The organism is Tardiphaga sp. (genome assembly GCF_028290495.1).
In the GTDB taxonomy this organism is placed as follows: domain Bacteria; phylum Pseudomonadota; class Alphaproteobacteria; order Rhizobiales; family Xanthobacteraceae; genus Tardiphaga.
On sequence record NZ_JAQGJT010000122.1, the window covers coordinates 1 to 25,245 of the forward strand.

At 64.9% G+C, this 25,245-nt stretch carries 26 protein-coding genes, 1 pseudogene and 1 riboswitch; of the genes and pseudogenes, 8 read left to right on the plus strand and 19 right to left on the minus strand.

Annotated elements, in window-relative coordinates; translation table 11 throughout:
• The 4 genes from JWQ24_RS17950 to JWQ24_RS17965 form a co-directional block, all read right to left on the minus strand.
• Window positions 1-950: Clp protease N-terminal domain-containing protein (locus JWQ24_RS17950; protein ID WP_299810904.1), on the minus strand; the 950-nt coding region annotated here is incomplete at its 3' end.
• A 264-nt stretch (window positions 951-1,214) separates the two neighbouring features.
• On the minus strand, window positions 1,215-1,826 hold the full coding sequence (locus JWQ24_RS17955; RefSeq protein WP_299810907.1) for a TIGR02594 family protein: 612 nt from the start codon (window positions 1,824-1,826) through the stop codon (window positions 1,215-1,217).
• A gap of 214 nt (window positions 1,827-2,040) precedes the next feature.
• Entirely contained in the window at window positions 2,041-2,709 is a 669-nt protein-coding gene (gene metW, locus JWQ24_RS17960) for a methionine biosynthesis protein MetW (protein ID WP_299810910.1), read from the minus strand.
• A 1-nt stretch (window position 2,710) separates the two neighbouring features.
• Window positions 2,711-3,904: a homoserine O-acetyltransferase gene (locus JWQ24_RS17965; protein WP_299810912.1), complete on the minus strand. Its 1,194-nt coding sequence runs from the start codon at window positions 3,902-3,904 to the stop codon at window positions 2,711-2,713.
• 82 nt (window positions 3,905-3,986) lie between these two features.
• Window positions 3,987-4,066, minus strand: a riboswitch (SAM riboswitch).
• A gap of 163 nt (window positions 4,067-4,229) precedes the next feature.
• Between JWQ24_RS17965 and JWQ24_RS17970 the strand changes: the two genes are divergently transcribed.
• Genes JWQ24_RS17970 through JWQ24_RS17980 form a run of 3 tightly spaced genes read left to right on the plus strand, consistent with a single transcriptional unit; the run spans window position 4,230 to window position 7,157 of the window.
• A complete protein-coding gene (locus JWQ24_RS17970) occupies window positions 4,230-5,081 on the plus strand; it encodes a chorismate mutase (protein ID WP_299810914.1) in 852 nt (283 codons plus the stop codon).
• Window positions 5,082-5,121: 40 nt separating this feature from the next.
• Window positions 5,122-6,219: a histidinol-phosphate transaminase gene (locus JWQ24_RS17975; protein ID WP_299810917.1), complete on the plus strand. Its 1,098-nt coding sequence runs from the start codon at window positions 5,122-5,124 to the stop codon at window positions 6,217-6,219.
• On the plus strand, window positions 6,216-7,157 hold the full coding sequence (locus JWQ24_RS17980) for a prephenate/arogenate dehydrogenase family protein (protein ID WP_299810920.1): 942 nt from the start codon (window positions 6,216-6,218) through the stop codon (window positions 7,155-7,157). The genes JWQ24_RS17975 and JWQ24_RS17980 overlap by 4 nt, the downstream gene beginning before the upstream one ends.
• 164 nt (window positions 7,158-7,321) lie before the next feature.
• Here the strand turns inward: JWQ24_RS17980 and JWQ24_RS17985 are convergent, their stop codons facing one another.
• Entirely contained in the window at window positions 7,322-8,527 is a 1,206-nt protein-coding gene (locus JWQ24_RS17985) for a DUF2125 domain-containing protein (protein ID WP_299810924.1), read from the minus strand.
• Window positions 8,528-8,648: 121 nt separating this feature from the next.
• On the opposite strand from JWQ24_RS17985, the gene JWQ24_RS17990 reads away from it, so the two are divergent.
• Window positions 8,649-9,206, plus strand: coding sequence for a gamma-glutamylcyclotransferase (locus JWQ24_RS17990; protein ID WP_299810927.1), 558 nt, complete (start codon window positions 8,649-8,651; stop codon window positions 9,204-9,206).
• 179 nt (window positions 9,207-9,385) lie between these two features.
• Here JWQ24_RS17990 and JWQ24_RS17995 read toward each other — a convergent pair whose 3' ends face one another.
• From JWQ24_RS17995 to ftsE, 4 genes are all read right to left on the minus strand, one after another.
• The gene (locus tag JWQ24_RS17995; protein ID WP_299810930.1) at window positions 9,386-10,159 is read right to left on the minus strand and encodes a 1-acyl-sn-glycerol-3-phosphate acyltransferase; all 774 of its coding nucleotides are present in this window, start codon (window positions 10,157-10,159) and stop codon (window positions 9,386-9,388) included.
• A gap of 10 nt (window positions 10,160-10,169) precedes the next feature.
• Window positions 10,170-10,853, minus strand: a complete 684-nt coding sequence (locus JWQ24_RS18000) for a YdcF family protein (protein ID WP_299810966.1) — start codon at window positions 10,851-10,853, stop codon at window positions 10,170-10,172.
• A 135-nt stretch (window positions 10,854-10,988) separates the two neighbouring features.
• Entirely contained in the window at window positions 10,989-11,960 is a 972-nt protein-coding gene (locus JWQ24_RS18005) for an ABC transporter permease (RefSeq protein ID WP_299810932.1), read from the minus strand.
• On the minus strand, window positions 11,953-12,612 hold the full coding sequence (ftsE, locus tag JWQ24_RS18010; protein ID WP_299810934.1) for a cell division ATP-binding protein FtsE: 660 nt from the start codon (window positions 12,610-12,612) through the stop codon (window positions 11,953-11,955). Before ftsE ends, JWQ24_RS18005 begins: the two co-directional genes overlap by 8 nt.
• Window positions 12,613-12,754: 142 nt before the next feature.
• On the opposite strand from ftsE, the gene JWQ24_RS18015 reads away from it, so the two are divergent.
• Together JWQ24_RS18015 and JWQ24_RS18020 are read left to right on the plus strand one after the other, a co-directional pair.
• Window positions 12,755-13,591: an MJ0042-type zinc finger domain-containing protein gene (locus JWQ24_RS18015; protein WP_299810936.1), complete on the plus strand. Its 837-nt coding sequence runs from the start codon at window positions 12,755-12,757 to the stop codon at window positions 13,589-13,591.
• A gap of 25 nt (window positions 13,592-13,616) precedes the next feature.
• Complete coding sequence (locus tag JWQ24_RS18020) at window positions 13,617-13,991, plus strand: response regulator (protein WP_299810938.1); 375 nt, start codon at window positions 13,617-13,619, stop codon at window positions 13,989-13,991.
• A gap of 196 nt (window positions 13,992-14,187) precedes the next feature.
• Here the strand turns inward: JWQ24_RS18020 and JWQ24_RS18025 are convergent, their stop codons facing one another.
• From JWQ24_RS18025 to argH, 4 genes are all read right to left on the minus strand, one after another.
• Window positions 14,188-16,773, minus strand: a complete 2,586-nt coding sequence (locus JWQ24_RS18025; RefSeq protein WP_299810940.1) for a TIGR02302 family protein — start codon at window positions 16,771-16,773, stop codon at window positions 14,188-14,190.
• A 223-nt stretch (window positions 16,774-16,996) separates the two neighbouring features.
• On the minus strand, window positions 16,997-18,262 hold the full coding sequence (gene lysA / locus JWQ24_RS18030) for a diaminopimelate decarboxylase (protein ID WP_299810943.1): 1,266 nt from the start codon (window positions 18,260-18,262) through the stop codon (window positions 16,997-16,999).
• A gap of 6 nt (window positions 18,263-18,268) precedes the next feature.
• Window positions 18,269-18,508 (minus strand): lipoprotein, encoded by a 240-nt coding sequence (locus tag JWQ24_RS18035; RefSeq protein ID WP_299810946.1) that lies wholly within the window; start codon window positions 18,506-18,508, stop codon window positions 18,269-18,271.
• 129 nt (window positions 18,509-18,637) lie between these two features.
• Window positions 18,638-20,038 carry an argininosuccinate lyase gene (gene argH, locus JWQ24_RS18040; protein ID WP_299810949.1) on the minus strand — a complete coding sequence of 467 codons (1,401 nt, stop codon included), beginning with the start codon at window positions 20,036-20,038 and terminating at the stop codon, window positions 18,638-18,640.
• Between the two features lie 124 nt (window positions 20,039-20,162).
• On the opposite strand from argH, the gene JWQ24_RS18045 reads away from it, so the two are divergent.
• Window positions 20,163-20,837 carry a TlpA disulfide reductase family protein gene (locus tag JWQ24_RS18045; RefSeq protein ID WP_299810969.1) on the plus strand — a complete coding sequence of 225 codons (675 nt, stop codon included), beginning with the start codon at window positions 20,163-20,165 and terminating at the stop codon, window positions 20,835-20,837.
• On the opposite strand, the gene JWQ24_RS18050 is transcribed toward JWQ24_RS18045, so the two are convergent.
• Window positions 20,834-21,028, minus strand: coding sequence for a hypothetical protein (locus JWQ24_RS18050; protein ID WP_299810952.1), 195 nt, complete (start codon window positions 21,026-21,028; stop codon window positions 20,834-20,836). The genes JWQ24_RS18045 and JWQ24_RS18050 overlap by 4 nt on opposite strands.
• A gap of 237 nt (window positions 21,029-21,265) precedes the next feature.
• On the opposite strand from JWQ24_RS18050, the gene JWQ24_RS18055 reads away from it, so the two are divergent.
• Window positions 21,266-21,568, plus strand: coding sequence for a tautomerase family protein (locus tag JWQ24_RS18055; RefSeq protein WP_366521451.1), 303 nt, complete (start codon window positions 21,266-21,268; stop codon window positions 21,566-21,568).
• Window positions 21,569-21,589: 21 nt separating this feature from the next.
• Here the strand turns inward: JWQ24_RS18055 and JWQ24_RS18060 are convergent, their stop codons facing one another.
• The 5 genes and pseudogenes from JWQ24_RS18060 to JWQ24_RS18080 form a co-directional block, all read right to left on the minus strand.
• Window positions 21,590-22,471, minus strand: a complete 882-nt coding sequence (locus JWQ24_RS18060; protein ID WP_299810955.1) for a 3-hydroxybutyryl-CoA dehydrogenase — start codon at window positions 22,469-22,471, stop codon at window positions 21,590-21,592.
• 125 nt (window positions 22,472-22,596) lie between these two features.
• Entirely contained in the window at window positions 22,597-23,538 is a 942-nt protein-coding gene (locus tag JWQ24_RS18065) for an FAD-binding protein (RefSeq protein WP_299810957.1), read from the minus strand.
• Window positions 23,538-24,287 carry an electron transfer flavoprotein subunit beta/FixA family protein gene (locus tag JWQ24_RS18070; protein WP_299810960.1) on the minus strand — a complete coding sequence of 250 codons (750 nt, stop codon included), beginning with the start codon at window positions 24,285-24,287 and terminating at the stop codon, window positions 23,538-23,540. The genes JWQ24_RS18065 and JWQ24_RS18070 overlap by 1 nt, the downstream gene beginning before the upstream one ends.
• Window positions 24,288-24,401: 114 nt before the next feature.
• Entirely contained in the window at window positions 24,402-24,989 is a 588-nt protein-coding gene (locus JWQ24_RS18075; RefSeq protein ID WP_299810963.1) for a cob(I)yrinic acid a,c-diamide adenosyltransferase, read from the minus strand.
• Between the two features lie 98 nt (window positions 24,990-25,087).
• Window positions 25,088-25,245: pseudogene (locus tag JWQ24_RS18080) on the minus strand (ATP:cob(I)alamin adenosyltransferase); the annotation flags it as partial.

The following is a 25,245-nucleotide window of genomic DNA, read 5'->3' on the forward strand; positions in this document are numbered from 1 at the left end:
GTGGTCGCGCCGACCATGTGCAGCTCGCCGCGCGCCAGCATCGGCTTCAGCATGTTGCCGGCGTCCATCGCGCCTTCGGCGGCGCCCGCGCCGACGATCGTGTGCAGCTCGTCGATGAAGACGATCACCTGGCCGGCGGCCTTCTTGATCTCCTCGAGCACGGCCTTCAGCCGCTCCTCGAACTCGCCGCGATATTTGGCGCCAGCGATCAGCGCGCCCATGTCGAGCGCCATCAGTTGCTTGTCCTTCAGGGATTCCGGCACGTCGCCATTGACGATGCGCAGCGCCAGGCCTTCGGCGATCGCCGTCTTGCCGACGCCCGGCTCGCCGATCAGCACCGGATTGTTCTTGGTACGGCGGGAAAGGACTTGAATCGTACGGCGGATTTCCTCGTCGCGGCCGATCACCGGGTCGAGTTTTCCGTCGCGCGCGGCCTGCGTCAAATCGCGGGCGTATTTCTTCAGCGCGTCATAGGCGTTTTCTGCCGTGGCGCTGTCGGCGGTGCGGCCCTTGCGCAGCGCGTTGATCGCGGCGTTCAGGTTTTGCGGAGTAACGCCGCCCTTGGCGAGCAACTGGCCCGCCTCGGAATCCTTGTCGAGCGCCAAAGCGAGCAGCAGGCGCTCCACGGTGACGAAGCTGTCGCCGGCCTTTTCGGCCGCCTGTTCGGACGCCTCAAGCGCGCGCGCAGTCGCGGGAGCCAGATAGACCTGACCGGCGCCTGCGCCGGAAACCTTGGGCATCTTGCCGAGTTCGGCCTCGGTCGCCTGCAGGATAGCGCGGGAATTGCCGCCGGCACGGTCGATCAGTCCGCCAGCAAGCCCCTCGCTGTCGTCGAGCAGGACTTTAAGGATATGCAGCGGCGAGAATTGCTGATGGCCCTCGCGCACGGCCAATGACTGCGCCGACTGGATAAAGCCGCGCACGCGTTCGGTGTATTTTTCGATATTCATTCCGGAATTCCCTCGGCCTGCCGATTCCGCCTCGAAAGCACGGAAAAGGCATCTTCACTGGGTTTCCGCGGATCGCGTTGACATTCCTCAACCGCCCACGGTCGTCGCTGGCGTCAAAACCAGCTTGACGCAAATATGGGCAGCCGAACAGGAAGCGGAAGAGAGCGACCGGATATTTTTGACCGCAGGCCTGCCCGGCCGGAATCGCTTAAGATCCGTTAAGGAATGACCGTGCATCGCGGCCGGGCAAAGCGAGCTGTCGTCTCAGCTCGACGGCATCACATAGGCGTAGATGCGGCCGCGCGAATACACCGACTCGGCGACACGGTTGCCGTGGTTCCCGGAGACGATGATCGGGTTGCCCTTGGGATCGATGCCGCTGACCACGCCGACATGGCCGCCGCGACGGCCGCGCGACATCACAGCGATAGCGCCGACCTGCGGGCCGGAGATGCGCTGGCCGTAGCTGGAGAACGAGCGCGCCATGTCAGAGCCGGTGCCGGTATGGCCGGAGCGCTGCAGCACCATGTTCATGAAGCGCGCGCACCACAGCCGGGCTCGGCCGGTGGGATTGCCACCGATGTAACGCCGCGCTTCCGCGACGACGTTGGATGAACCGAAGCTTGAATTGCTGCCGAAGGATTCTGCCGCGCTGTCGGCGCTCTGCTGGACCGCATGGCGACGCGAAGCGCGCATGTGGCGGCGGCCGTGATGGCGCGTGTTGGAGGCGTGATGCCTGAAAGAATGCGCGTGGGCGTGATGCCCACTGTGCCGTGGCTTGGCTGAAGCCGGAGTTGTGATCGCGAAAATGATGACCGAACACATCGCAAGAAGAGAGAAGCGAAGTGGCCGGCGAAACGCATTGAACTGAACCATACCTAATCCTTGTACGCCCCCGTATTCATCGTCCCCGTGAGGTCGATATCGGAATGGCTACAACAGATTTCGGTATGGCTAGAACAAGGCACGCAGCAAGGTCATTTCATGACAACACTACCATAATGACGCCCTAAGCATGAAAGCTACGCAGCAAAGCTGCATGGCGGCCGGCCGCCATGCATAAACGCTCACAAATGGTATATTCGCAGGCCTAACGGATTTTACCGGCGCGGCTAAGCAGAAACACACCTTGCTCGCCAAACATGTTCCAGAACCACCACGGCGCATTGAGCCGCAGCGGCCGGCCATGCAGATCGAGCGCCACCGCGCGCTCCACATTGACGTTGATCTCGTCGCACAACTGCACGAAATCCTTGATAGTGCAGAAGTGGATATTCGGCGTGTCGTACCACGTCGCCGGCAGATTCTCCGTGCGAGGCATGTGACCGCCGACCAGCAACTGCAAGCGCATTTTCCAGAATCCGAAGTTCGGAAACGACACGATGGCGCGCCGTCCGATGCGCAACAGGTTCTCCAGCACAACGCGCGGCTGCCTTGTGGCCTGCAGCGTTTGCGACAGGATCACATAGTCGAAGGAATCGTCGGGATAGTTCACGAGATCGGTGTCAGCGTCGCCCTGCACCACCGCGAGCCCCTTGGCGACGCAATGGTTGACGCCCTCGCGCGACAGTTCGATGCCGCGGCCATCAATGCCGCGCGTCTCCAGCAGTTGCAGCAGATCGCCGTCGCCGCAGCCGACATCGATCACCTTGGAGCCGCGCGCGATCATCTGCGCCACCAGCAGGTGGTCGCCGCGATAGTTGGACGCGTCCTGCAAGGCGACGCGAGGCAACGGCAAAATCTGTTGTTCGGCGGACATGTTATTTCTCCACCAGGCCGCGCACCGAGGCGGCGGAATCCAGGAAGGCGCCGGCAATATCGAGGAATTCCGGCACGTCGAGCAGGAAGGCATCGTGCCCCCTGTCGGTCTCGATTTCCGCAAACGACACCCGCACGCCGCCGGCATTCAGCGCATGCACGACGTTGCGCGATTCCGAGGTCGGAAACAGCCAGTCGGAGGTGAAAGACATCAGGCAGAATCGCGTCTTGGTATCGCGAAACGCTTCCGCCAGCACGCCGTCATGATCCGCGGCGATGTCGAAATAATCCATCGCGCGCGTCAGGTAGAGATAGGAGTTGGCGTCGAAGCGCTCGACGAAAGACGAACCCTGATACCGCAGGTAGCTTTCGACCTGGAAGTCGGCGTCGAAGGAAAACGTCGGCAACTCCCGGTCCTGCATCCGGCGGCCGAACTTGCGGTGCAAGGCAGCGTCGGAGAGATAGGTGATGTGCGCGGCCATCCTTGCTACGCCAAGCCCGCGGTGCGGATGGGTGCCTTCCTCGAAATAGCGGCCGCCGCGCCAGTCCGGATCGGCCATCACGGCCTGACGGCCGAGCTCGTGGAAGGCGATGTTCTGCGCCGAATGCCGCGTGCTGCAGGCCACCGCCAGCGCGGAGAAGACGCGCTGCGGATAGGCAGCGGTCCATTGCAGCGTCTGCATGCCGCCCATCGAACCACCGACCACGCTGAACAGCTGATCGATGCCCAGGCGATCGATCAGCATCGCCTGCGCGCGCACCATGTCGGGAATGGTGATGACCGGAAAATCCAGCCCCCACACTTTTCCGGTAACGGGGTTGGTGGAGGCGGGGCCGGTCGAGCCCATGCAGCCGCCGAGCACGTTGGAGCAGATGATGAAGTAGCGCTCGGTATCCAGCGCCTTGCCGGGACCGACCAGGGTTTCCCACCAGCCGGACTTGCCGGTCACCGGATGGGAGTTGAAGACGTGCTGGTCGCCGGTCAAGGCATGGCAGACCAGGATGGCATTGGATTTGTCGGCGTTCAGCGTGCCATAGGCCTGGTAGGCGATCTGGAACGGGGCGAGATCGATGCCGCAATCCAGCCGCAGCGGCTGGTCGGCGCCGAACAGAGCGACCTGCGAGGTCGGGTGATCCGCTTCGCGCCCGCGTTCGTCGGCCTTTGCCGGGCTCTGTGCCGGTTGGATTGTGACCATCTTGATACCGGCCTCCTCGGGAGGTTCTCAGCACAGGGATCAAGCCATAAAAAAACCCGGCCTGAACATAGGTTCGGCCGGGATCCAACTGTCCCCGGCCTGTTTAGCGAATTGTTTAACGTGGCTGCAAGCCGGCCGGCTCAAATGACCACGAGGTCCTGAGACATTAGTCCCAGCACACCCGGCCGTCAAGATGGCCGCAGGAGTGTGGCAGCCCCGCGCGGCGACGCATGGCCGCCATGTTTTCTTTGCTTTCCGCCGCCGTCTTTCCTAATCAAGGCGCGGGCGAGAGGCCCATCGTATCAGCTGTTTACGGGTTATCGCCATGTCCATCGCGCCCCCTGCTCCGCCCTCGCTGGAAGTGCTCCGCCAGGAAATCGATTCCATCGACGCGCAGGTGCACTCCTTGTTGATGCAGCGCGGCGACATCATCGACCGGTTGATTTCGGTCAAGCAGACGCAGGAGGTCGGCTCCGCCTTCCGCCCGGCGCGCGAAGCCGACATGATGCGCCGGCTGGTGCAGCGCCACCGCGGCATCCTCCCGATCGATACCGTCGAGAGCATCTGGCGCGTCATCATCTCCACCTTCACCTATGTGCAGGCGCCGTTCTCGGTCCATGCCGATCTGTCGCTCGGCGAACCGGCGATGCGGGATTCGGCGCGGTTTCACTTCGGCTTCACGGTGCCCTACGTGGCGCATTTCAGCGCCGCCGCCGCGGTCGAGGCCGTAGCCCGGTCCAAGGGTGATCTGGCGCTGGTCTCGGCGACCTCCAGCCGGACGCCTTGGTGGATCGAGCTGGAGCCGCAGGGCATGCCCAAGATCATCGCTCGGCTGCCGTTCATCGAGCGCGCCGATCATCCGGCCGCACTTCCGGTATTCGTGGTGTCGCGCGTCGCCGACAGTGCGATGGTGACGGAAGTGGAGATGTGGAGCGTACGGGTGTCGGGCTGGAATGCTGAAATCGCGCGCGCGCTGTCGCCGCTGGCCGAAATCGTCGCGGTGCCCGATACCGCCTTCGATGGCGCAGCCCTGTTGATCTCGGTCACGTCAGCCACCAGCCTCGACCATATCAAGGCCGCGCTGATCGAGGCCGGCGCCTCGGTGCGCTCCACGGCCCTCGTCGGCAGCCACGCAACCCGCTATACGGTGCCCGCCAACGGCGCGCCGAAATCCTGAATATTTGCCTGAAGCTACGCCTGATAATCTGGAGTTGATGATGTCCCGTCCCGTGCCGAAAGCCGGAATTCTCGATATTGCGCCCTACACGCCCGGCAAGAGCCCGGTGGTCGAAGCCGGCCGCAAGACCTTCAAGCTGTCGGCCAACGAGACCCCGTTCGGTCCCTCGCCGCGCGCCAAGGAGGCCTTTACCGCCGTCGCGACGCATCTCGAGGACTATCCGGAAGGCACCTCCAGGGTGCTGCGCGAGGCGATCGGCAAGCGCCACGGGCTCGATCCCGCGCGCATCATCTGCGGCGCCGGTTCCGACGAGATCCTCAACCTGATCGCGCATGTCTATCTCGGCCCCGGCGACGAGGCGATTTCGACCACCCACGGCTTCCTGGTCTACCCGATCGCCACCTCGGCGAACGGCGCCACCAACGTGGTCGCCGCAGAAGTCGACTTCACCTGCAACGTCGATGCGATCCTCGACTGCGTTTCGCCGCGCACCAAGCTGGTGTGGCTGGCGAACCCGAACAATCCGACCGGCACCTATCTGCCGTTCGATGAGATCAAGCGGCTGCGCGCCGGCCTGCCCGAGCACGTCCTGCTGGTGCTGGACGCCGCCTATGCGGACTATGTCGGCCGCCCCGACTATGACAGCGGCCTCGAGCTGGCCAACAGCACCGAGAATACCGTGGTCTGCTACACCTTCTCCAAGGTGCACGGCCTCGCCGCGCTGCGGATCGGCTGGATGTTCGGCCCGGCTGATATCGTGGACGCGATGAACCGCATCCGCGGCCCGTTCAACGTCTCCGCGCCGGCGATGCTCGCCGCGGTCGCAGCGATCGAGGACACCCAGCACGTCGAGATGTCGCAGGCCTTCACCGTGAAGTGGCGTGAGCTGCTGAGCGCGGAAGTCCGCAAGCTCGGCATCACCGTGACGCCGAGCGTGGCGAACTTCATCCTGATGCATTTCCCGACCACTCCCGGCAAGACCGCGGCGGACGCCGACGCGTTCCTGACCAGCCGTGGCCTGGTGCTGCGCGCCGTCACCAATTACGGCCTGCCGCATTCGCTGCGCATGACGATCGGCACCGAGGAAGCCAACCGCTTCTTCCTCGACACCATCCGCGAATTCATGGAGCAGAAGTGACCGCGCAGCCGCCCTTCAAGCGCATCGCACTGATCGGGCTCGGCCTGATCGGCTCGTCGCTGGCGCGCGGCATCCGGCAGCTCGGCCTGGCTGGCGAGCTGGTGGCGACCGATGCCTCGGCGGAGGTGCGCGCGCGCGCCGCCGAGATCAAGCTCGCCGACCGCATCGCGGACGACAATGCCAGCGCGGTGAAGGATGCCGATCTGGTGATCGCCTGCGTGCCGGTCGGCATCTCCGGCGCGGTGGCGCAAAGCATTGGACCGCACCTGACGCCCGGCGCAATCGTATCCGACGTCGGTTCGGTGAAAGCCAGCGTGTTGCGGGCGATGGCCGAGCATCTGCCGGCCAACGTCCATTTCATTCCCGCGCATCCGGTTGCCGGCACCGAGAATTCGGGGCCGGACTCCGGCTTCGCCGAACTGTTCAGCAACCGCTGGTGCATCCTGACGCCGCCGGAAGGCGCCGACACGGCTGCCGTGGAAAAGCTCGAGCAGTTCTGGAGCGCGCTCGGCGCCAATGTCGAGATCATGGATGCCGGGCACCATGATCTGGTGCTCGCGGTCACCAGCCATCTGCCGCACCTGATCGCCTACACCATCGTAGGCACGGCCGACGAGCTCGAAGACGTGACCCGCTCGGAAGTGCTGAAGTTCTCCGCCGGCGGTTTTCGCGATTTCACCCGCATCGCGGCGTCCGATCCCACGATGTGGCGCGACGTGTTCCTTGCCAACAAGGACGCGGTGCTGGAAATGCTCGGCACCTTTCAGGAAGACCTGTCAAAACTCACCCGCGCCATCCGCCGCGACGATGGCGAGGCGCTGTTCGAGCACTTCTCCCGCACCCGCGCGATCCGCAGGGGCATCGTGAACCTTGGACAGGATGAAGCGGCCGCCGACTTCGGCCGCAAGCACACAGCCCTGACGAAGAAGGCGGAGTAGCGAGTCTCTTGTGCCCGGACGCTGCGCGCCGCGCTAGCGGCGTGGTGCGCTGCAGATCCTGGACCTATGGGTTTTCAGGGTGAAGCGTGGGTCCCGGATCTGCGGAGCGGCGATGCAAGAGCTCGCCTGAGAATGCCGCACCGCGTCCGGGACATGAGTCCGGGTTAAAACAGTGGCGGGATCTGCGCGACTTTCAGCGAACCCAGCAACACCGCGCCATCGACGAATTTCAGCGGGAACGTCCGCGCCTTTTTGCCTTCCAGCACCGCCGCGGTGCCCAGCGAGTCGATTCCCGCGGCAACGCCGGCATTGGCGTTCTGGCGCACCATCCGGCCGAGGCCCGGAATCGCACGGTCCAGCGCGCCGAGCACGTTGTTGACGTCCGCGCTCTTCACGCCGGGCGCAAAGCGATCGAGCGCCGACTGCGGCACGCCCATTTCCAGGAGCTTGTCGATACCAAGCGCCGGGATCAGTTTCTCCAGCCCGGCCACCGTCATCTGCAATTCACCGTCGAGATTGCCCGACGCGGTGAGGCCGAGCGAGCCGGTCGCCAGCGACACCGTTTCGCCCTGCTGGACACGCGACTGCATGATCTCGACCCGGCCACCGGCCGCCTGCAATTCGCGAAAACGCTGCGGCCAGGGCTTCGGCGAGACATCGGTCAGGCCGCTCAAACGGGTGCGGATATCGGCATCGAACGGCTCGGCCAGCAGCGGATGCACGTCAAGGATACTGCCACCGGTGAGTTGCAGCACGGATTCCAGCACCGGCTTGGCTGGCGTCGAATCGGAGGCGGCGCGGCCGTGCAGTTCGATGTGCTTGGCGCGCACGGTGGCGGCCTGCACGGCGCCGGCGATGCGATCGACCGAAACGTCGTCAAACACGATGTCGGCGCTTTCCGGCGTCCCGGGCAGCCCAATGATACTGCTGCGCGCCATCGACCAGTTCACCGCCATCGCAGGCTGGCCGTGATCGGACAGGATCGCCGGCGCCTTGAATTCGGCGATCAGCAATTTCGGACTGTAAATCTGCGCCACCACCAGGATTTCACCGAGTTTGGCGGTGATCGGCGCCTGCGTCGCGGCCTGTCCGGCGGTCTGCGACAGCAGCGCTACGCTGACGCCGCTGCAGCGGACTTCGAGCCGGAACGGGAAGCCGGCCACCGAGCGGTCGGCGCAATCATAGATCCGCCCGGCTGCGGCCTCGCGCGCGCGCCAGGCATCTACGTTCTCGTCGACCTTGGAGGCCGCAAAGAACCAGAAGCCGGTCCATGCCGCCGCCAGAACGACGACGAGGACGGGCGCGATGAACACGGGCCAGAGCCGGCGCGGGCGGATCGGCAGGACTTGATCGGAGGCATATTCAGACATGGCGGGACGTAAACCTTATGATTTTGTCAAATCAGCGGTGGCCGCCGCCCAATCGGCCGCGCAGCCCCGCGTTGCGGCAAACTGCATCGCAGCAACTCGCGGATTCTGCTAGTCCGGCATCATGGCAGCCAAGATCACCAGCGAATCGGAATCCGAAGGCGACCTGTGGGTGTTCGGCTATGGCTCGCTGATGTGGCGGCCGGGCTTCGGTTTCATCGAACAGACCCCGGCCCGGCTGATCGGTGAACACCGGGCGCTGTGCGTCTATTCCTTCGACCACCGCGGCACGCCGGAAAAGCCCGGACTGGTGCTCGGCCTCGACCGCGGCGGCGCCTGCCGCGGCATCGCCTTCCGGGTCGCGGCGAAAGCGCGCCACGACACCATCGCCTATCTGCGCAGCCGCGAGCAGACCACGCATGTCTACCGCGAGGTGATGCGTTCGGTGTGGCTGAACAATGCCGCGCGACAGCGCGTCAGCGCACTGGCCTACGTGGTCGACCGCGGCCATGTGCAATATGCCGGGCGTCTGAGCCTTGGTGAGCAGTTGCATTTCGTGAAGCAGGGCCATGGCCGTTCCGGTGACAACCGCGACTATGTGCTGTCGACCGTGAAGGCGATCGAAGCGGAAGGGTTTCGCGACGCGCAATTGCATCAACTGGCGACGATGCTGCAGGGGTGAATCTTTTTCCTTCTCCCCTTGTGGGAGAAGGTGGCGCGGACCAACGGGTCGGCGCAAGGCGCCGCCCGATGACAGGCTCCGTCCGCGTCGGATGAGGGGTCATCGCGCAACACCACCCCTCAGCCGTCTTCGCTTCGCGAAGCCACCCTCTCCCACAAGGGGAGAGGGAAGAAAGAAGATCAACGCTCCTTCGCAACCACGTTCGGCACACGTCCGAACAATTCCGCCTGCTCGACGCGGGCCGCCGCCACGATGCGGTCGGTGGCTTCTTCAATCTTCGTGCTCATCGCGACGATGAAGTCTTTTCGCGACAGGCCCGGCGGCAGCGGATCGAGGAATTCCACCACCAGCGTGCCGGGATAGCGCAAGAAAGTACGGCGCGGCCAGAACAGGCCGGAGTTCAGCGCCACCGGCAGGCACGGCACGCCGGCATTGACGTAGATCTGGCCAACGCCGGTCTTGTAGTCCGGCGGCGCTTCCACCGGGGTGCGCGTGCCCTCCGGGAAGATGATCAACTGGCGTCCGCTTTGCACTTCCTTGGGCGCGCGGCGCGCCATGTCCATCAGCGATCGCATGCCGCCCGAGCGATCGACGCCGATCATCTTCGACTTCACCAGGTACCAGCCGAAGAACGGGATCCACGCCAGCTCGCGCTTGTAGATGAACAATGGCGCATCGAAGAACTGCATCAGCGCGAAGGTCTCCCACATCGACTGATGTTTGGAGGCGACAATCAGCGGCCCGGCTGGGATTTTCTCGAGCCCGCGATATTCCGTCTTGGTGTTGCAGACCACGCGCATCAGCCAGACGCTGCTGCGCGCCCAGGCTTTCGCCACCCCCATGAAGGCGCGCGGCGGCATGATCATGGTCGGAATCGCGACCAGGACCCAGAACACCAGCAGCGCGTAAAACAGCACGTTGTAGATCAGCGAACGCACGAAAATCGAGGTCATGGGGGTCCGTTCAGTTGGCGGAAATGCGCGCCGGCTTGCGCGGCGCCTCGGTTTGCTGCGCGGGCGCCTCCGGCGTCAAGTCGAGGCCGGCATCGGCCAGCCGCACGCGTACTTCGGCGGCGAGGTATTTGGCGTATTCCGACAGCAGCAGCCGCAGTGTTGGACCACTGAACCACCACGGCTCGTCGCGCCATTTGTCGCCGATCACAGAGAACGGGATCAGTTCGATGTCCGGCATCTCGTGCGATAGCTCAACGATGGCGCGCGGCATGTGATAGTTCGACGTCACCACAATCAGCGAGCGGAAGCCGCGCTCACGCGCCCAGCGCCGCGTCTCGACCGCATTGCTCCGCGTGTTGACGGCGGAGCGATCGAGATCGACGCAGCAAGTCAGCAGCTTTTCACTATCGGGCAGCGAACGCGCGAGATCGCTGACGCCGTTGGTGGGATGCACGCCGGAGATCAGCAGGCGTTTGCCGTAGCCCTTGGCGAGCAATTCCATCGCATCCGCGACGCGCGAAGATCCACCAGTCAGCACGACGATGCCGTCGGCTTTGGCGGACGGGTTCAACTCGCCGTTGCGCAACTGCGACAGGAAACCAACGAAGCCGACCGCGCCGACCAGAAAGCCGAGCGCGAACACGCCGACGATTGCCGCGCGAAAAACGCCGCGCGGCCGCCGTGGCGCGGGCATATCGGTCAGGTCCTCGTCGGTCGGCAACGTCATGGTCAGCCGTGCAATCCTCTTGCTCAAGTCTAGTTTTTTTCGCCGGGGTTGGCGATGCCGGCGCGGCTTTGGCTCATAAGCGTGCGCCCGGCGCACCAGGCCTCAGTCGATGTCGTTCAGCGTCGAAAACAGCGTGCGGCGCGCGGCCCAGGCAGTAATCCCGGCGATCAGGCAGGCCTGCGCTGCAAGCGCGAGATAGCCGGACGGGCGCAGCGAGAACGTGCCGAGCAGCGCGGCAAACTGGTCCCCGACCGGCGTGCCGGAGAACCATCTGGCGATCGATTCCGAAAAGCCGAAGGCCAGCATCGCGGCGCCGCCGCCGATCAGCCCGCCCTGCAGGCCGAGCCGCAGGAAGTGCCGGAAGAACCGGTTGGCGATGAAGCGGTCGCCGGCGCCGACGAAATGCAGCACCTCGACGATCGGCCGGTTGGCGGCCATCGCGCCGCGGGTGGCGAACGACACCGAGATGATCGTGGCGACGATAACCAGCGCCAGGATACCAATGCCGGTCAGCACCGTCGCCCCGGTCATCGCGCGCATCCGCTCGATCCAGGCGCGGTGGTCGTCGACGCTGGCATTGGGCGCGGCCTGGGTGACGCGGCCGCGCAGCCGGGCGATGTCCAGCACGGTGCCCGGCGCGACGCGGGCGACGATCACGCGCGGCACCGGCAGGTCGTCGAGCGACAGGCCGCTGCCGAGCCACGGCTCCAGCAAGGCCGCGGATTCCGCTTTGGTATAGGGCCGCACCTCGACAATCCCCGGCTGGCCACGCACCGCGTCCGCCACGGCCAACGTGTCGCGCTCGAGATCGCGGCCGGTCAGCGGCTTGACCTGGATGGTGATCTCGCTGGCGACTTCCGACTGCCATTCCGACGCCGAGGCCGAGATCAACAGCACCGCGCCGGTGGTCAGCGAAGCCAGGAACGTCATGATCGCGACCACGGCGACCAGAGCACGGCCGGCGATCGAGCCGCGCGGCACGATCGGTGAGGTATTGCGCGCCTTCGCCGGAACCTGCGGGGTGTCATGCCCGAGGTCCATCAGCGCGCCGTGCTCGTCGCCGGATTTACTCATAGATATGCAGCCGCCCCTGATGCAGCACCATACGGCGCGCGTCGTACTGGTCCATCAACGTAATGTCATGGGTGGCGATGATCACGGCGGTGCCGGACTTGTTGAGTTCGATGAACAACCGCAGCAGCCGTCGCCCCAGGGTCGGATCGACGTTGCCGGTCGGCTCGTCGGCGAGCAGCAGCAGCGGCCGCGCGATCACCGCGCGCGCGATCGCGGCGCGCTGTTTTTCGCCGCCCGACAGGATCGGCGGCAGCGCGTCCATGCGCTCGCCCAGCCCAACCCACTTCAGGAGGTCGATGACCTCGCGGCGATAGCTGGACTCGTCGCGGCCCATCACGCGGAACGGCAGCGCCACGTTCTCATAGGTCGTCATGTGATCGAGCAGCCGGAAATCCTGCAGCACGATGCCGATCCGCTTGCGCAAATCGGCGATCTCGTCCTTGCCGAGCAGCGAGATGTCGTTGCCGAACAGGTTGACCAGTCCGCGGGTCGGCCGCATCGACAGGAACAGCAGGCGCAGCAGCGAGGTCTTGCCGGCGCCCGACGGGCCGGTCAGGAACTGGAACGAGTGCGCGGGAATCTGGAAATTGAGGTCGCGCAGAATCTCCGGGCCAAGCCCGTAGCGCAAACCGACATTTTCGAACCGGACCACATTCAGCTCCGTTCGATGAGTTGCGAGACGGCTCCGGGACCGTCGGTGGCGAGACTGTATTTCGGTTGTGCGACCGTTATGGTTTCCGATTCGTTAACAGTCATCTTGTAGCCTGCCGGCCATGTCATCGGCGACCCGCTCCATGCATATCGTTTGCCCCCATTGTACGACATCCTTTGCCGTCAATCCGGCCACCTTTGGCGATGCCGGGCGGATGGTGCGCTGCTCGCGTTGCAAGGAAGTCTGGCTGGCCCAGCCGGAGGAATTGGAGATTCGGGTACCGGCGATGGCCGATCCCGACCCAAACGAGGACATGAGCGCCTGGGGGATCACCGAGGACGAAGCGGAGGAAACGTCTGCCGCCGTGCCGATGGTCGAGAGCCCGTCCATTTCCATGGGCTTGCCGGCACAGGCCACGGATGCCGACTGGACCGCGATGGCGCGCGACGAGACGCCGGCCGCGCCGCGCTTCGGCCGCAGATCGCCCCTGTCACGGCTGCGGCGGCTGATCCCGAACTTCACCATACGCATTCCCTATATGCCGCGACCGAGCCTGTCGGCCGTTTGCGCCGGCATGGCGGCTCTGGTGGTGGCGCTGATGGTCTGGCGCGTTGATGTGGTCCGGCTGATGCCGCAGACCGCGGGCTTCTACCGTCTGGTCGGGCTCAACGTGAATTTGCGCGGGCTGTCCTTCAAGGACGTCAAGGTCGCGATGGAGACGGTCGAGGGAAAGCCGGTGCTGGTGATCGAGGGCAACATCGTCGGCGAGAGCAAGACGATGCCGGTGGCGATGCCGCGGCTGCGTTTTGTCGTCCGCGACGCCCTCGGCACCGAAATCTACGCCTGGAACGCGGTGCTGGAGCAGCAGGGCCTTAATCCCGGCGACAAAGCCTGGTTCCGATCGCGGCTGGCGTCGCCGCCAGCCGAGGGCCGCAGCCTCGATGTGCGCTTCTTCAACAAGCGCGATCTGGCGAGTTGAGCGCGAGTAGTACGACGGAGTTGCCATGCGTATCCTGATTGCCGACGACGAAGAATCGATGCGCGTGCTGGTGGCCCGCGCCATCGCGATGGACGGCCACGAGATCGTCACCGCGCAGGACGGCGCCGAGGCGCTGGAAATCCTCACCGACCAGGACGGCGCGTTCGACCTGCTGCTCACCGACATCAAGATGCCGATCATGGACGGCATCGCACTGGCGCTGGCAGCGGCGCGCGATTTTCCCGATGTCACGATCCTGCTGATGACCGGATTCGCCGACCAGCGCGAACGCGCCTCGGGCCTGAACGCCATCGTGCATGACGTGGTGACGAAGCCGTTCTCGGTCGCCGACATCCGCACCGCCGTAGCGGACGCGCTGGCGTCGCGGGCGAGGGATTAGTGCGGGCGGCTTTCTTTTTTCCTTCTCCCCTTGTGGGAGAAGGTGGCGCGACCAACGGGTCGGCGCAAGGCGCCGCCCGATGACAGGCTCCGTCCGCGTCGGGTGAGGGGGTGCCGCAGAACACGCCCCCTCACCCGGCCGCGCTTCGCGCGGCCACCCTCTCCTACAAGGGGAGAGGGGAAGGGCGCGAGCTAAATCAATAATCCTTCAGCAGCCGCTCGATGTAATCGAGTTCGAGTTGCGGGCGGGCGGTGTCGCCTAGGCGACGGCGGAGTTCTTCCAGAATCCGGCGCACGCGCTGCACGTCGATCTCGCCGGGGATCTTCACCGACAGATCGTCGCTGAGTTCGCGGCCCTGCAGCGGACGGCCAAGCGGATCGGTCTGACGGCCCGCGCCCTGCTGGCGACCGGGGGTGTTGCCGGGGCCGTCCTGCTGGCCCTCGCCCTCGCCGGGCTGCATCGCCTGCGCCAGCTTCTGCGCGCCCTTGCGCAAGGCGTCGAGCGCCTTGCCCTGCGAATCTACGGCCCCCTCCGCATTGCCTTCGCCGAGCCGGCCATCGGCATCGCCCATCGCGGAATCGGCATCGCCCAGACCATCACCGTCATCATCCCCGTCACCGGGATCGCCCTGGCCCTGCTGACCTTGTTCGCCCTGCCCACCCTGGCCTTTTTGGCCCTTCTCGCCCTTTTGACCCTTCTGGCCCTGCCCCATGCCCTGCTTGGCGAGCTGGTCCTGCAATTTCTTCAGCCGCTCGCGCAGGCTCTTCTGGTCCTGCTGCAGATCACCCATGCCTTGCTCGCCCGGCTTGGCCTGACGCTGACGCCGCTGCTCGCGAGATTCCTGACCCTGCTTGAAGGTCTTGTCGCGCAACTGCTGCTGCTTGCGGATCATGTCGCCGAGTTCGTTCAGCGCTTGCTCCATCTCGCCGTCGCCCTGCTGGCCGGGCTGCGCCATCTGCAGGTTTTCCAGCATCTGCTGCATCTGTTCGAGCAACTGCTTGGCGGCGTCCTTGTCGCCGGAGCGCGACAGCCGCTCCATGCGCTCGATCATGTTGTTGAGGTCCTGCTGCCGCATCACCTTGGTGTTCTTGTCGAGCGGGCGCGCCAGCTGCTGCGGGTTGTCGCGCATCTTTTCGGCGAGCTGCTTGAGAAAGTTGTCCAGAGCCGCGCGCAAATTCTCGGTGAGCTTCTTGATCTCCTCGTCGGAAGCGCCGCGCTCCAGCGCCTGCTTGAGCGCGTCCTGCGCGGCCTTCAACGCCTTGTCGACATCGGTGATGTCGCCATCCTCGATGGTGACGGCGAGCGCCCAGAGGGAGGCCACGACCTCGCGCAACGCGGCGTCGGTGCGGGCGCGGTCGAGCTGCGTCATGACGCTGCGCAGGCCGAGATACTGCCCGGCCTCCGGCGTGAAGGCTTCCGGCGCAATCATCATCGCCTCAAGCGCCACGCCGGTCTGGCCGCGCTGGTTGGCGTCGAGCGCGAGAATGCGGCGCTGTTCGATCAATGCGCGCGGCAACGGCTTGGTGAACAGCCGCTCCGGCAGGCGGGTGTTGAACGGCTCGCTCTTGCCTTCGTTGCCGGCCTCGTCCTTGGCGGTCAGCGTCAACGTGACATCGGCGCCGGCATAGGGATCTTCGGAGAGGTCCTTGACGGTCTGGCCGATGCCGTTGCGGGTGCGCGCGTTGGGCAGCATGAGGGAGAACGACGGCGGCTCGAACAGCGGCCGCGGCTTGGCCTCCTTGGCATCCGTCTCGCGGGCGGCGAACTGCGCGTGGGCCTCGGTGACGCCGTAGTCGTCCTCAAGCTTGTAGGACATCTGCAGCGACCCGCGCGCCTGCCGCTCGGGGTCCTTGGCAAGTGAAATTGTGGGCGCGCGGTCGGCGGTGGCGGTGAATTTCCACACCGGCTGGCCCAACGGCGCGCGGACATGCGCGGTGCCATCCGTGGCGATCGTGAAGTGCCGCTCGCTGGTGCCCTTCGGGGCCTCGGCCGCGGGGGCGACTTCACTGACGCCGCCGGACAGCACGACATCGAGCGCGCCGCCGCTGGAGCGCACGATCAGCGTGCTGCCGGCCGGCACCGGCAACAGGTTGGCTTCTACGGCGTCCTTGTTGGCGGCGGAGAGAATGATCGGCGGCCGCCCGGTATAGGCCGGTGGCGTCACCCAGGCATCGACGCGAATATTGCCGGGCGCCAACACGCCCTGCCAGTTGAAGGCGGCCATGATCCGCGCGCCGCGCTCGCCGCCGGCCGCAATCCAGGTGGCGAACAGCAGCACCACGACCAAAGCGCGCAGCGCCCAGGGATCATGGATCGCAAGCCGCGGCGACGGCAGGCCGGCGCGGATCTTCTTCAGCGAGGCCAGCGTGCGTTCACGTTGCACCAGCCACAGCGCGCGCGCGACCGGGTCCTGCGTCGCCAGCGTATCGGTGAGCGCGGTCGCCGGGCGATGCCGGATGCCGGTGCCGCGGTCGAGTCGCGACAGCCCCTCCTCGCGCGACGGCCAGCGGAATTTGAACATCGGAACCAGCGTCGCCAAAGCGGCGAGCGCGAACAGCGCAAGGCCGATGGCGCGGGCCACCGAAGGCAGCATCAGCCACAGCCCGGCCCACGACGCCACCAGGAACAGGCCGACCACGCTGAGCAGCCGGCCGAGATGTGGCCACGCCCGCTCCCAGGCGATCGCCCAGCGCGCGCGCTGCAGCGCCTGCGCCAGCGAAAGCTGCGCCTGCGCTTCGGGATCGCGCGCAGTCTCTGGTCGGTCGGGGGGCGTAGCGCTCAACGACGATCTCCGGGGTTGCCGAATACGAGCCTAGCACGACGGCGACACTGAGGCACTGCCGCCAATACGGCAACACACCATGCAAGGGACGTGCAAGGGACGAGCCCAAGTCGGTTCGCTGGTAACGGGGCCACGAAGGCGTCAGGAGGAGCGTTACATCTAGTCGGCCGGCGCGATCTCCCCGAATACCGGTGGGGCAGCGCGTAACCGCCCCCCTGGAAATTCACAGCCAGGGCGCGGGCTTGTCCATCGCGATCAGGTCCTCGACTTCGACGCGCGGGCGCACCACGGCGTAGTGCTCGCCGTTGACCAGCACTTCAGGGATCAGCGCGCGGGTGTTGTAGGTGCCGGCCTGCACCGCGCCGTAAGCGCCGGCGGTCATCACAGAAATGAGGTCGCCGGGCTTGAGATCGGGCAGCTTGCGGTCGAGCGCGAGGTAGTCGCCGGTCTCACAGACAGGGCCGACCACATCGGCGGTGATCATCTTTGCGCCGGGCGCAGGCGCCGCCACCGGCAAAATCTCGTGATAGGCCTCGTACAAGGTCGGGCGGATCAAGTCGTTCATGGCGGCGTCGATGATCACGAAGGTCTTGCCGTCGCCGTGCTTCACATAGATCACGCGCGCGACCAGAATCCCGGCATTGCCGACGATCAGGCGGCCGGGCTCGAACATCAGCGTGCAGCCGAGATTATGCGTGACGCGCTTGACCATCGCCGCATAGGCGGCGGGCTCCGGCGGCACCGCACGGTCTTCGTAATAGGGAATGCCGAGGCCACCGCCGAAATCGACGTGGCTAATGGTGTGCCCGTCGCTGCGCAGCACCTGGACGAAATCGGCGAGCAGCCGGAACGCGGCCTCCATCGGCGCGAGATCGGTGATCTGGCTGCCGATATGCATATCGACGCCGGTGACCTGGATACCCGGCAGCGCAGCCGCGCGGGCATAGACGGCGCGGGCGTTGGCAATCGGAATGCCGAACTTGTTCTCGGATTTGCCGGTGGTGATCTTGGCGTGGCCGCCGGAATCGACGTCCGGATTGACGCGGATCGAGATGCGCGCCGTGCGGCCCATCTCGGTGGCGATCGCCGAGAGCAGTTCGAGCTCGGGCTCGGATTCGACGTTGAGACAAAGAATGTTTTCGCGCAACGCCGCGCGCAGTTCGTCCGCGGTCTTGCCGACGCCGGAGAACAGGATCTTTTCCGGCGGAATGCCGGCGGCCAGAGCGCGCTTCAACTCGCCGCCGGAAACCACATCGGCGCCGGCGCCGAGCTTGGCCAGCGTACGCAGCACCGACTGGTTGGAATTGGCCTTCATCGCGTAGCAGACCAGCGACTTCACATCGCCGAAGGCCTCGCTGAACACGCGGTAGTGCCGCTCAAGCGTGGCGGTCGAGTAGCAATAAAACGGCGTGCCGACGGCTTCCGCCATCGCGGCAATATCCACGCCCTCGGCGTGGAGCACGCCGTTGCGATAGTCAAAATGTCGCATGGCGATTTAGTCCAGCAGCGGATCGAGGAGGAAGGATTTCTTGCGGCCTCGGGAGGCCGACGGCGCCGAATCGTCGCCGGTCGAAGGCGCGAACAGGGCCGAGCCCTTGTTGGCAGCCGAGTTCGCGTCGGAACTGGCCGTTGGCTGCGACGCTGCGGGCTGCGTCCCGGCCTGCGGCGGCAGGTCGAGGCCGCCCTTGCGGCCGCAGCCGGCCAACGCCAGCGCGGAGACGGTCAGTACAAGCATGGCCCATCGCTTGGTCGCAGGGCGGGTCGAACAATTCACGGCAAAATCCCCAAATGCGCCGGCATCATACAAAGATTGCCCGGCTCTGGCGAGGGGCACTGTCGTCCCCGCGAAAGCGGGGACGACACGCTATTTCCGTTCTTTTTCCAGACGCTTGAGCCAGGCTTTGGCCTGCGCCAGGACGTTCTTCGGCGCGGTGCCGCCGTAGCTGACGCGGCTTTTCACCGAGGATTCCACCGACAATACCGCCAGAGCGGCAGCGGTGATCTTCGGTTCCACGGCCTGCATGTCCTTCAGCGGCACCTCGTGCAGCGGCACGCCCTGCCTGGTGGCAATGCCGACGATTTTACCGGTCACATGATGGGCATCACGGAACGGCATTTTCAGGGTGCGGACCAGCCAGTCAGCCAGGTCCGTGGCGGTAGCGTAGCCTTCGCCGGCTGCGGCGTGCATCCTCGTCTCATCGGGAACGAGGTCGCGGACCATGCCGGTCATCGCGCGAATCGCCAGCGACAGCGCCGAAAACGCCTCCATTGCGCCCTGCTTGTCTTCCTGCATGTCCTTTTGATAGGCCAGCGGCAGGCCCTTCATCACGATCAGGAGGCCGGTGAGCGCACCGATGACCCGGCCGGTCTTGGCGCGGACCAGTTCGGCGGCGTCAGGATTGCGCTTCTGCGGCATGATCGAGGAGCCGGTGGTGAACTTGTCGGACAGCCTGACAAGCCCGACCAGCGGCGATGTCCAGATCACGATTTCCTCAGCAAAGCGCGACAGATGCACCGCGGCGATCGAAGCCGCGGACAGCGTTTCCAGCACGAAGTCGCGATCCGAGACCGCATCCAGCGAATTGGCCATCGGCCGGTCGAAGCCTAGCGATTTCGCGGTGGCGTGGCGGTCGATCGGGAACGAGGTACCGGCCAGAGCGGCGGCGCCGAGCGGGCTCTCGTTGAGCCGCTTGCGGGCGTCCGCAAACCGGCCGCGGTCGCGCGCGGCCATCTCGACATAGGCCATCAGATGATGACCGAAGGTCACCGGCTGCGCGGTCTGCAGATGGGTGAAACCGGGCATCACGGTGCCGGCGTGCTCCAGCGCGCGCTCGACCAGCGCCTGCTGGAACGCAGCAAAGGATTCGTCCAGCGCATCCAGCGTGTCGCGGACGAACAGCCGGAAATCGGTCGCGACCTGGTCGTTGCGCGAGCGCGCGGTGTGCAAACGGCCGGAGGCGGGGCCGATCAACTCGCCGAGCCGGCTCTCGACATTCATGTGAATGTCCTCGAGCGCGCGCTTGAAGGTGAACTTGCCCTTGGTGATCTCTGACAGGATCGTGTCTAGACCGCCGGCGATTTGTTTCGCATCCTTGGCGGTGATGATGCCCTGGGTGGCCAGCATGGCGGCGTGCGCCTTGGACGCGGCGATATCCTGGGCGTAGAGGGCGCGATCGACATCGATGGAGACGTTGATCTCTTCCATGATCGCATCGGGGCTCTCGCCGAACAGGCCGCCCCACATCTTGTTGCTCGTGCCTGCCATGCTGTATTCCCGACTTAATTTCCGACTTGCCTCATGGATCGGCCGCGCACAGACCGCTGCGCTTCTACCGATCTCTCCATATATGGCTCTGCATAGCCGTATCTGACACTGGATGACAAACGATATGCCCGACGTGCCGACCTCTCCGCCCGCCCGACCAATGCGCCGTACCGCCTTCGTGCTCGGCGCGGTGCTGGTCGGCGCCGTCATCGGCTATGCCGGCGTCGCATCGTTCATGGACCGCGCGCCATCCGGCGATCCGCTCTGCCAGCCGGCGGTGGCGCTGTCGAAGAAACTGGCCCCGTTGGCGCGCGGCGAGGTCGCGGCGCTGACGATGGCGACCGCGCCGCTGAAGCTGCCGGACCTCGCCTTTATGGACGGTGAGGGCCAGCCCAAGAAACTGTCGGACTGGCGCGGCAAGACGGTGCTGGTGAACCTGTGGGCGACCTGGTGCGTGCCGTGCCGCAAGGAAATGCCGGCGCTGGACGAGTTGCAGGGCAAGCTCGGCGGCGCGGATTTCGAGGTGGTGGCGATCAATATTGACACCCGCGATGCGCAGAAGCCCAAAGCGTTTCTGAAGGACGGTAATCTGGCCAAGCTCGGCTATTTCGCCGACAGCAGCGCCAAGGTGTTCCAGGAACTGAAGGGCGTCGGCCGCGCGCTGGGAATGCCGACTTCGGTGCTGGTCGATGGCCGCGGCTGCGAAATCGCGACCATCGCGGGTCCCGCAGAATGGGCCAGCGAAGACGCACTGAAGCTGATCAAGGCGGCGATGAAGCCGGTCGCGGCGGGGCTTTAAGCGGCGATATCCACTTGGCCGCCGATGCCGGCGGCCAGATTGGCTTGAGAAGACTGCTGGGCGGCGCCGAGCAGCGTCAGCACCGTGGATTTCTCCATCTCGGCGTTCGACTTCATGATCGTCGCGCCGATCTGCGACTGCGTATTACCCGCCTGCATGGCGAGCGCACTGGCAACCAGAGCCATATCCATCAGCAATACTCCGTAATTCGGACAGCTATAGCCGGGGAACGGTTAATGAATGTTTCTGCGGGCAGCCATGCCGGCGAAATTGGCAGGGCTGATCCCCGTACCCTTACGCCGCGGTGCTCCCATATGTCCTGACACCCGGTTCCTACAGGAGACAGCAAGCCGCTAACACGGATTTCCCTGCGACGGGGCAAACCCGTCGCCTGGCGCCAGGCCATCTGCGAAAGCCTGTACCTTGCGATGCGCGAAACTTTCGACGTACCGGAGGGCGACCGCTTCATGACGGTGACCGAGCATGACGCGGACGATTTCGTCTATGGCGCGGACTATCTCGGCATCAACCGATCCGACGATCTGGTGATGATCCAGCTGACCGTCAGCAACACCCGCCCGCTGGAAAAGAAGCAGGCGCTGTACCGCCGCATCGTCGAGCGGCTCGGCCAAAACCCCGGCCTGCGGCCGGAGGACGTGTTCATCAATCTGGTCGAGGTCAAGCCGGAGAACTGGTCGTTCGGCATGGGCGAGGCGCAATATGTGAAGTGACTACGCCCTGCCCGGATGCGATCAGCGCGTCGGAACCGGCTTGTCGCCGCGGTAGTCGTAGAAGCCGCGCTGGGTCTTGCGGCCGAGCCAACCGGCTTCGACGTATTTCACCAGCAGCGGACAGGGGCGGTACTTGGAATCGGCGAGGCCCTCATGCAGCACCTGCATGATGGACAGGCAGGTATCGAGGCCAATGAAGTCGGCCAGCTCGAGCGGACCCATCGGGTGGTGCGCGCCGAGCTTCATCGCCGCGTCAATCGCCTGGACGTTGCCGACGCCTTCATACAGCGTGTAGATCGCCTCGTTGATCATCGGCAGCAAAATGCGGTTGACGATGAAGGCCGGGAAATCCTCGGAAACGGCGATCTGCTTGCCGAGCTTGCTGACGAATTCCTTGGACGCGTCGAACGTCGCGTCATCGGTGGCGATGCCGCGGATGAGTTCGACCAGCTCCATCAAGGGCACCGGATTCATGAAGTGAATACCGATGAACTTTTCCGGGCGGTCGGTCGAGGCCGCCAGCCGCGTGATCGAAATCGAGGAGGTGTTGGAAGCGACGATCGCTTCCGGCTTCAGGACGGCACAGAGGTCGTGGAAGATCTTGCGCTTGATCTCTTCCTTCTCGACGGCGCTCTCGATCACCAGGTCGCAGTCGGCCAGACCGTCCATCGTGTCCGACGTCACGATCCGCGCGAGCGCCGCCTTGCGGGCGTCCTCGGTGATGATGTTCTTGGAGACCTGCCGCGACAGGTTGCCGTTGACGGTGGCCATCGCCGACTTCAGCCGTTCGGCCGAAACGTCATTGAGCACCACGTCGAAGCCACCCAGGGCCGCGACATGGGCGATGCCGTTGCCCATCTGGCCCGAGCCGATCACGCCGACTTTCTTGATCATAACCGCCATCTTGTCATCTCACCGGGTGACCGGCTGCGCATATCGCGACCGCACCCTATTATTGCACAAACACCGGCCGAAGTCCGTTGATCCCGGCCGGTGTTGCAAATCAACCCTCGTGTTTCGTTTCGTCGTTACTTTCCGAGCGCTTCGGTCAATTCAGGAACCGCCTGGTAGAGATCCGCGACCAGGCCGTAATCGGCGACCTGGAAGATCGGCGCGTCTTCGTCCTTGTTGATCGCGACGATCACCTTGGAATCCTTCATGCCGGCAAGATGCTGGATCGCGCCGGAAATACCAATCGCGATGTACAGTTCCGGCGCCACCACCTTGCCGGTCTGGCCAACCTGCCAGTCGTTCGGGGCGTAGCCGGCATCCACCGCCGCGCGCGAGGCGCCGACGCCGGCGCCGAGCTTGTCGGCCAGCGGCTCGATATACTTGGCGAAGTTCTCGCGGCTCTGCATGGCGCGGCCACCGGAGACGATGATCTTCGCCGAGGTCAGCTCCGGACGATCGCTCTTGGCGACTTCCTCACCGACGAAGGTCGACAGCGCCGGATCGGCAGCCGTCGCCGCGGATTCCACCGATGCGCTGCCGCCTTCGCCGGCTGCGGCGAAGGTTGAGGTGCGCACGGTGATGACCTTCTTGGCGTCCCTGGACTTCACGGTCTGGATCGCGTTGCCGGCATAGATCGGGCGTTCAAACGTATCGGACGAGATCACCTTGGTGATTTCCGACACCTGCATCACGTCGAGCAATGCTGCGACGCGCGGCATCACGTTCTTGAAGCGCGAGGTGGCGGGCGCCACGAAAGCGTCGTAGCCGTCAGCCAGCGACACGATCAGGGCAGCCAGCGGCTCGGCCAGATCGTGGGCATAGAGCGCATCGTCGGCCACCAGCACCTTGGTGACGCCGGCCAGCTTGGCGGCCTTGTCAGCCGCCGCCTTGGTGCCTTCGCCGCCACCGGCGACGAGGATATGGACTTCGGCGCCCAGCGCGGTCGCGGCGGTCAGCGCCTTGTTGGTGCTGTCCTTGAGAATCTCGTGTTCGTGTTCGGCAATCAAAAGCGTGGTCATCAGATCACCCCGGCTTCGGTCTTGAGTTTGGAGATCAGTTCGGCGACGTCCTTGACCTTGACGCCAGCCTTGCGGCCCTCGGGTTCCGTCGTCTTGATGATCTCAAGATGCGGGGTGAGATCGACGCCGTATTCTTCAGCGGTCTTGTCGGCGATCGGCTTCTTCTTCGCCTTCATGATGTTGGGCAGGCTGGCATAACGCGGCTCGTTGAGGCGGAGATCGGTAGTGACGATCGCCGGGCCCTTGAGTTTCACGGTCTGCGAGCCGCCATCAACTTCGCGCGACACAACGAAATCGGAACCATCGACTTCCAGTTTCGAAGCGAAGGTTGCCTGCGACCAGCCGAGCAGCGCGGCCAGCATCTGGCCGGTCTGATTGCTGTCGTCGTCGATCGCCTGCTTGCCGAGGATGACCAGGCCGGGCTTCTCCTCATCGACGATAGCCTTGAGGATCTTGGCAACAGCCAGCGGCTCGACGTTGCCATCGACCTTTACCAGGATGCCGCGGTCGGCGCCCATGGCGAGACCGGTGCGGATGGTTTCCGACGCCTGTGCGGGACCGATCGAGACCACCACCACCTCGGTCGCCTTGCCGGCCTCTTTCAGGCGCAGGGATTCCTCGACGGCGATTTCGTCGAACGGATTCATCGACATCTTGACGTTGGAGAGTTCAACGCCCGATCCGTCGCTCTTGACGCGGACCTTGACGTTATAGTCGACCACCCGCTTTACCGGCACCAGAACCTTCATCGACGCTCTTTCGCTTGAATTTTTCGGGATCAATCAGCTTGGGCGCGGAACCTAAAGGTCCCGCCAACCCCGGTCAACGCGATAGGGGCAAAAATCACCCCCGGACATACGTGCTTAGCGGTTCTGGCCGGGCACCCACAGCACGTCCCCGGCGCCATTATTGTTCACCGAACGGCTGGCCACGAACAGGAAGTCCGACAACCGGTTCATATACTGGATCGCGGCGTCGCTGACCGGTTCATTGGGCTTGGCCGCAAGTTCCACCATCATCCGTTCCGCCCTGCGGCATATGGTGCGCGCCAGGTGCAGATAGGCCGCGGCCGGGGTGCCGCCGGGCAGTACAAACGAGGTCAGCGGCGCCAGTGGCGCGTTCAAGGCGTCGATGTCGCGCTCGAGGCGTTCGACCTGACTCGACAACACCCGCAAGCGTTCCGCCTTGCCCTCGCGCTGGGGCACCGCGAGATCGGCGCCGAGGTCGAACAGATCGTTCTGGATCAGGCCCAGCATGGCATCGAGACCCGAGGCAGGAAGATTTGAGGCCGCGGAAAGATGCAGCCGCACAATGCCGATCGCGGCGTTGGTCTCGTCGACGGTTCCATAGGCGCCGATGCGCAAATCGTGTTTCGGCCGGCGTTCGCCGCTGCCCAGCGCCGTGGTGCCGTCATCGCCGGTGCGGGTGTAGATCCGATTGAGGACGACCATGGTTGTTTCCCTTCAGCCGGCGCAGGAACTTCAAATCGGCGCTAGCGGCCCATCGCCCAGACCGCCAGCATGGTGATGACGACAGCGACAAACTGCAGCAACACCCGCAAGCGTTCCGCCTTGCCCTCGCGCTGGGGCACCGCGAGATCGGCGCCGAGATCGAACAGATCGTTCTGGATCAGGCCCAGCATGGCATCGAGACCCGAGGCAGGAAGATTTGGGGCCTCGGAAAGATGCAGCCGCACAATGCCGATCG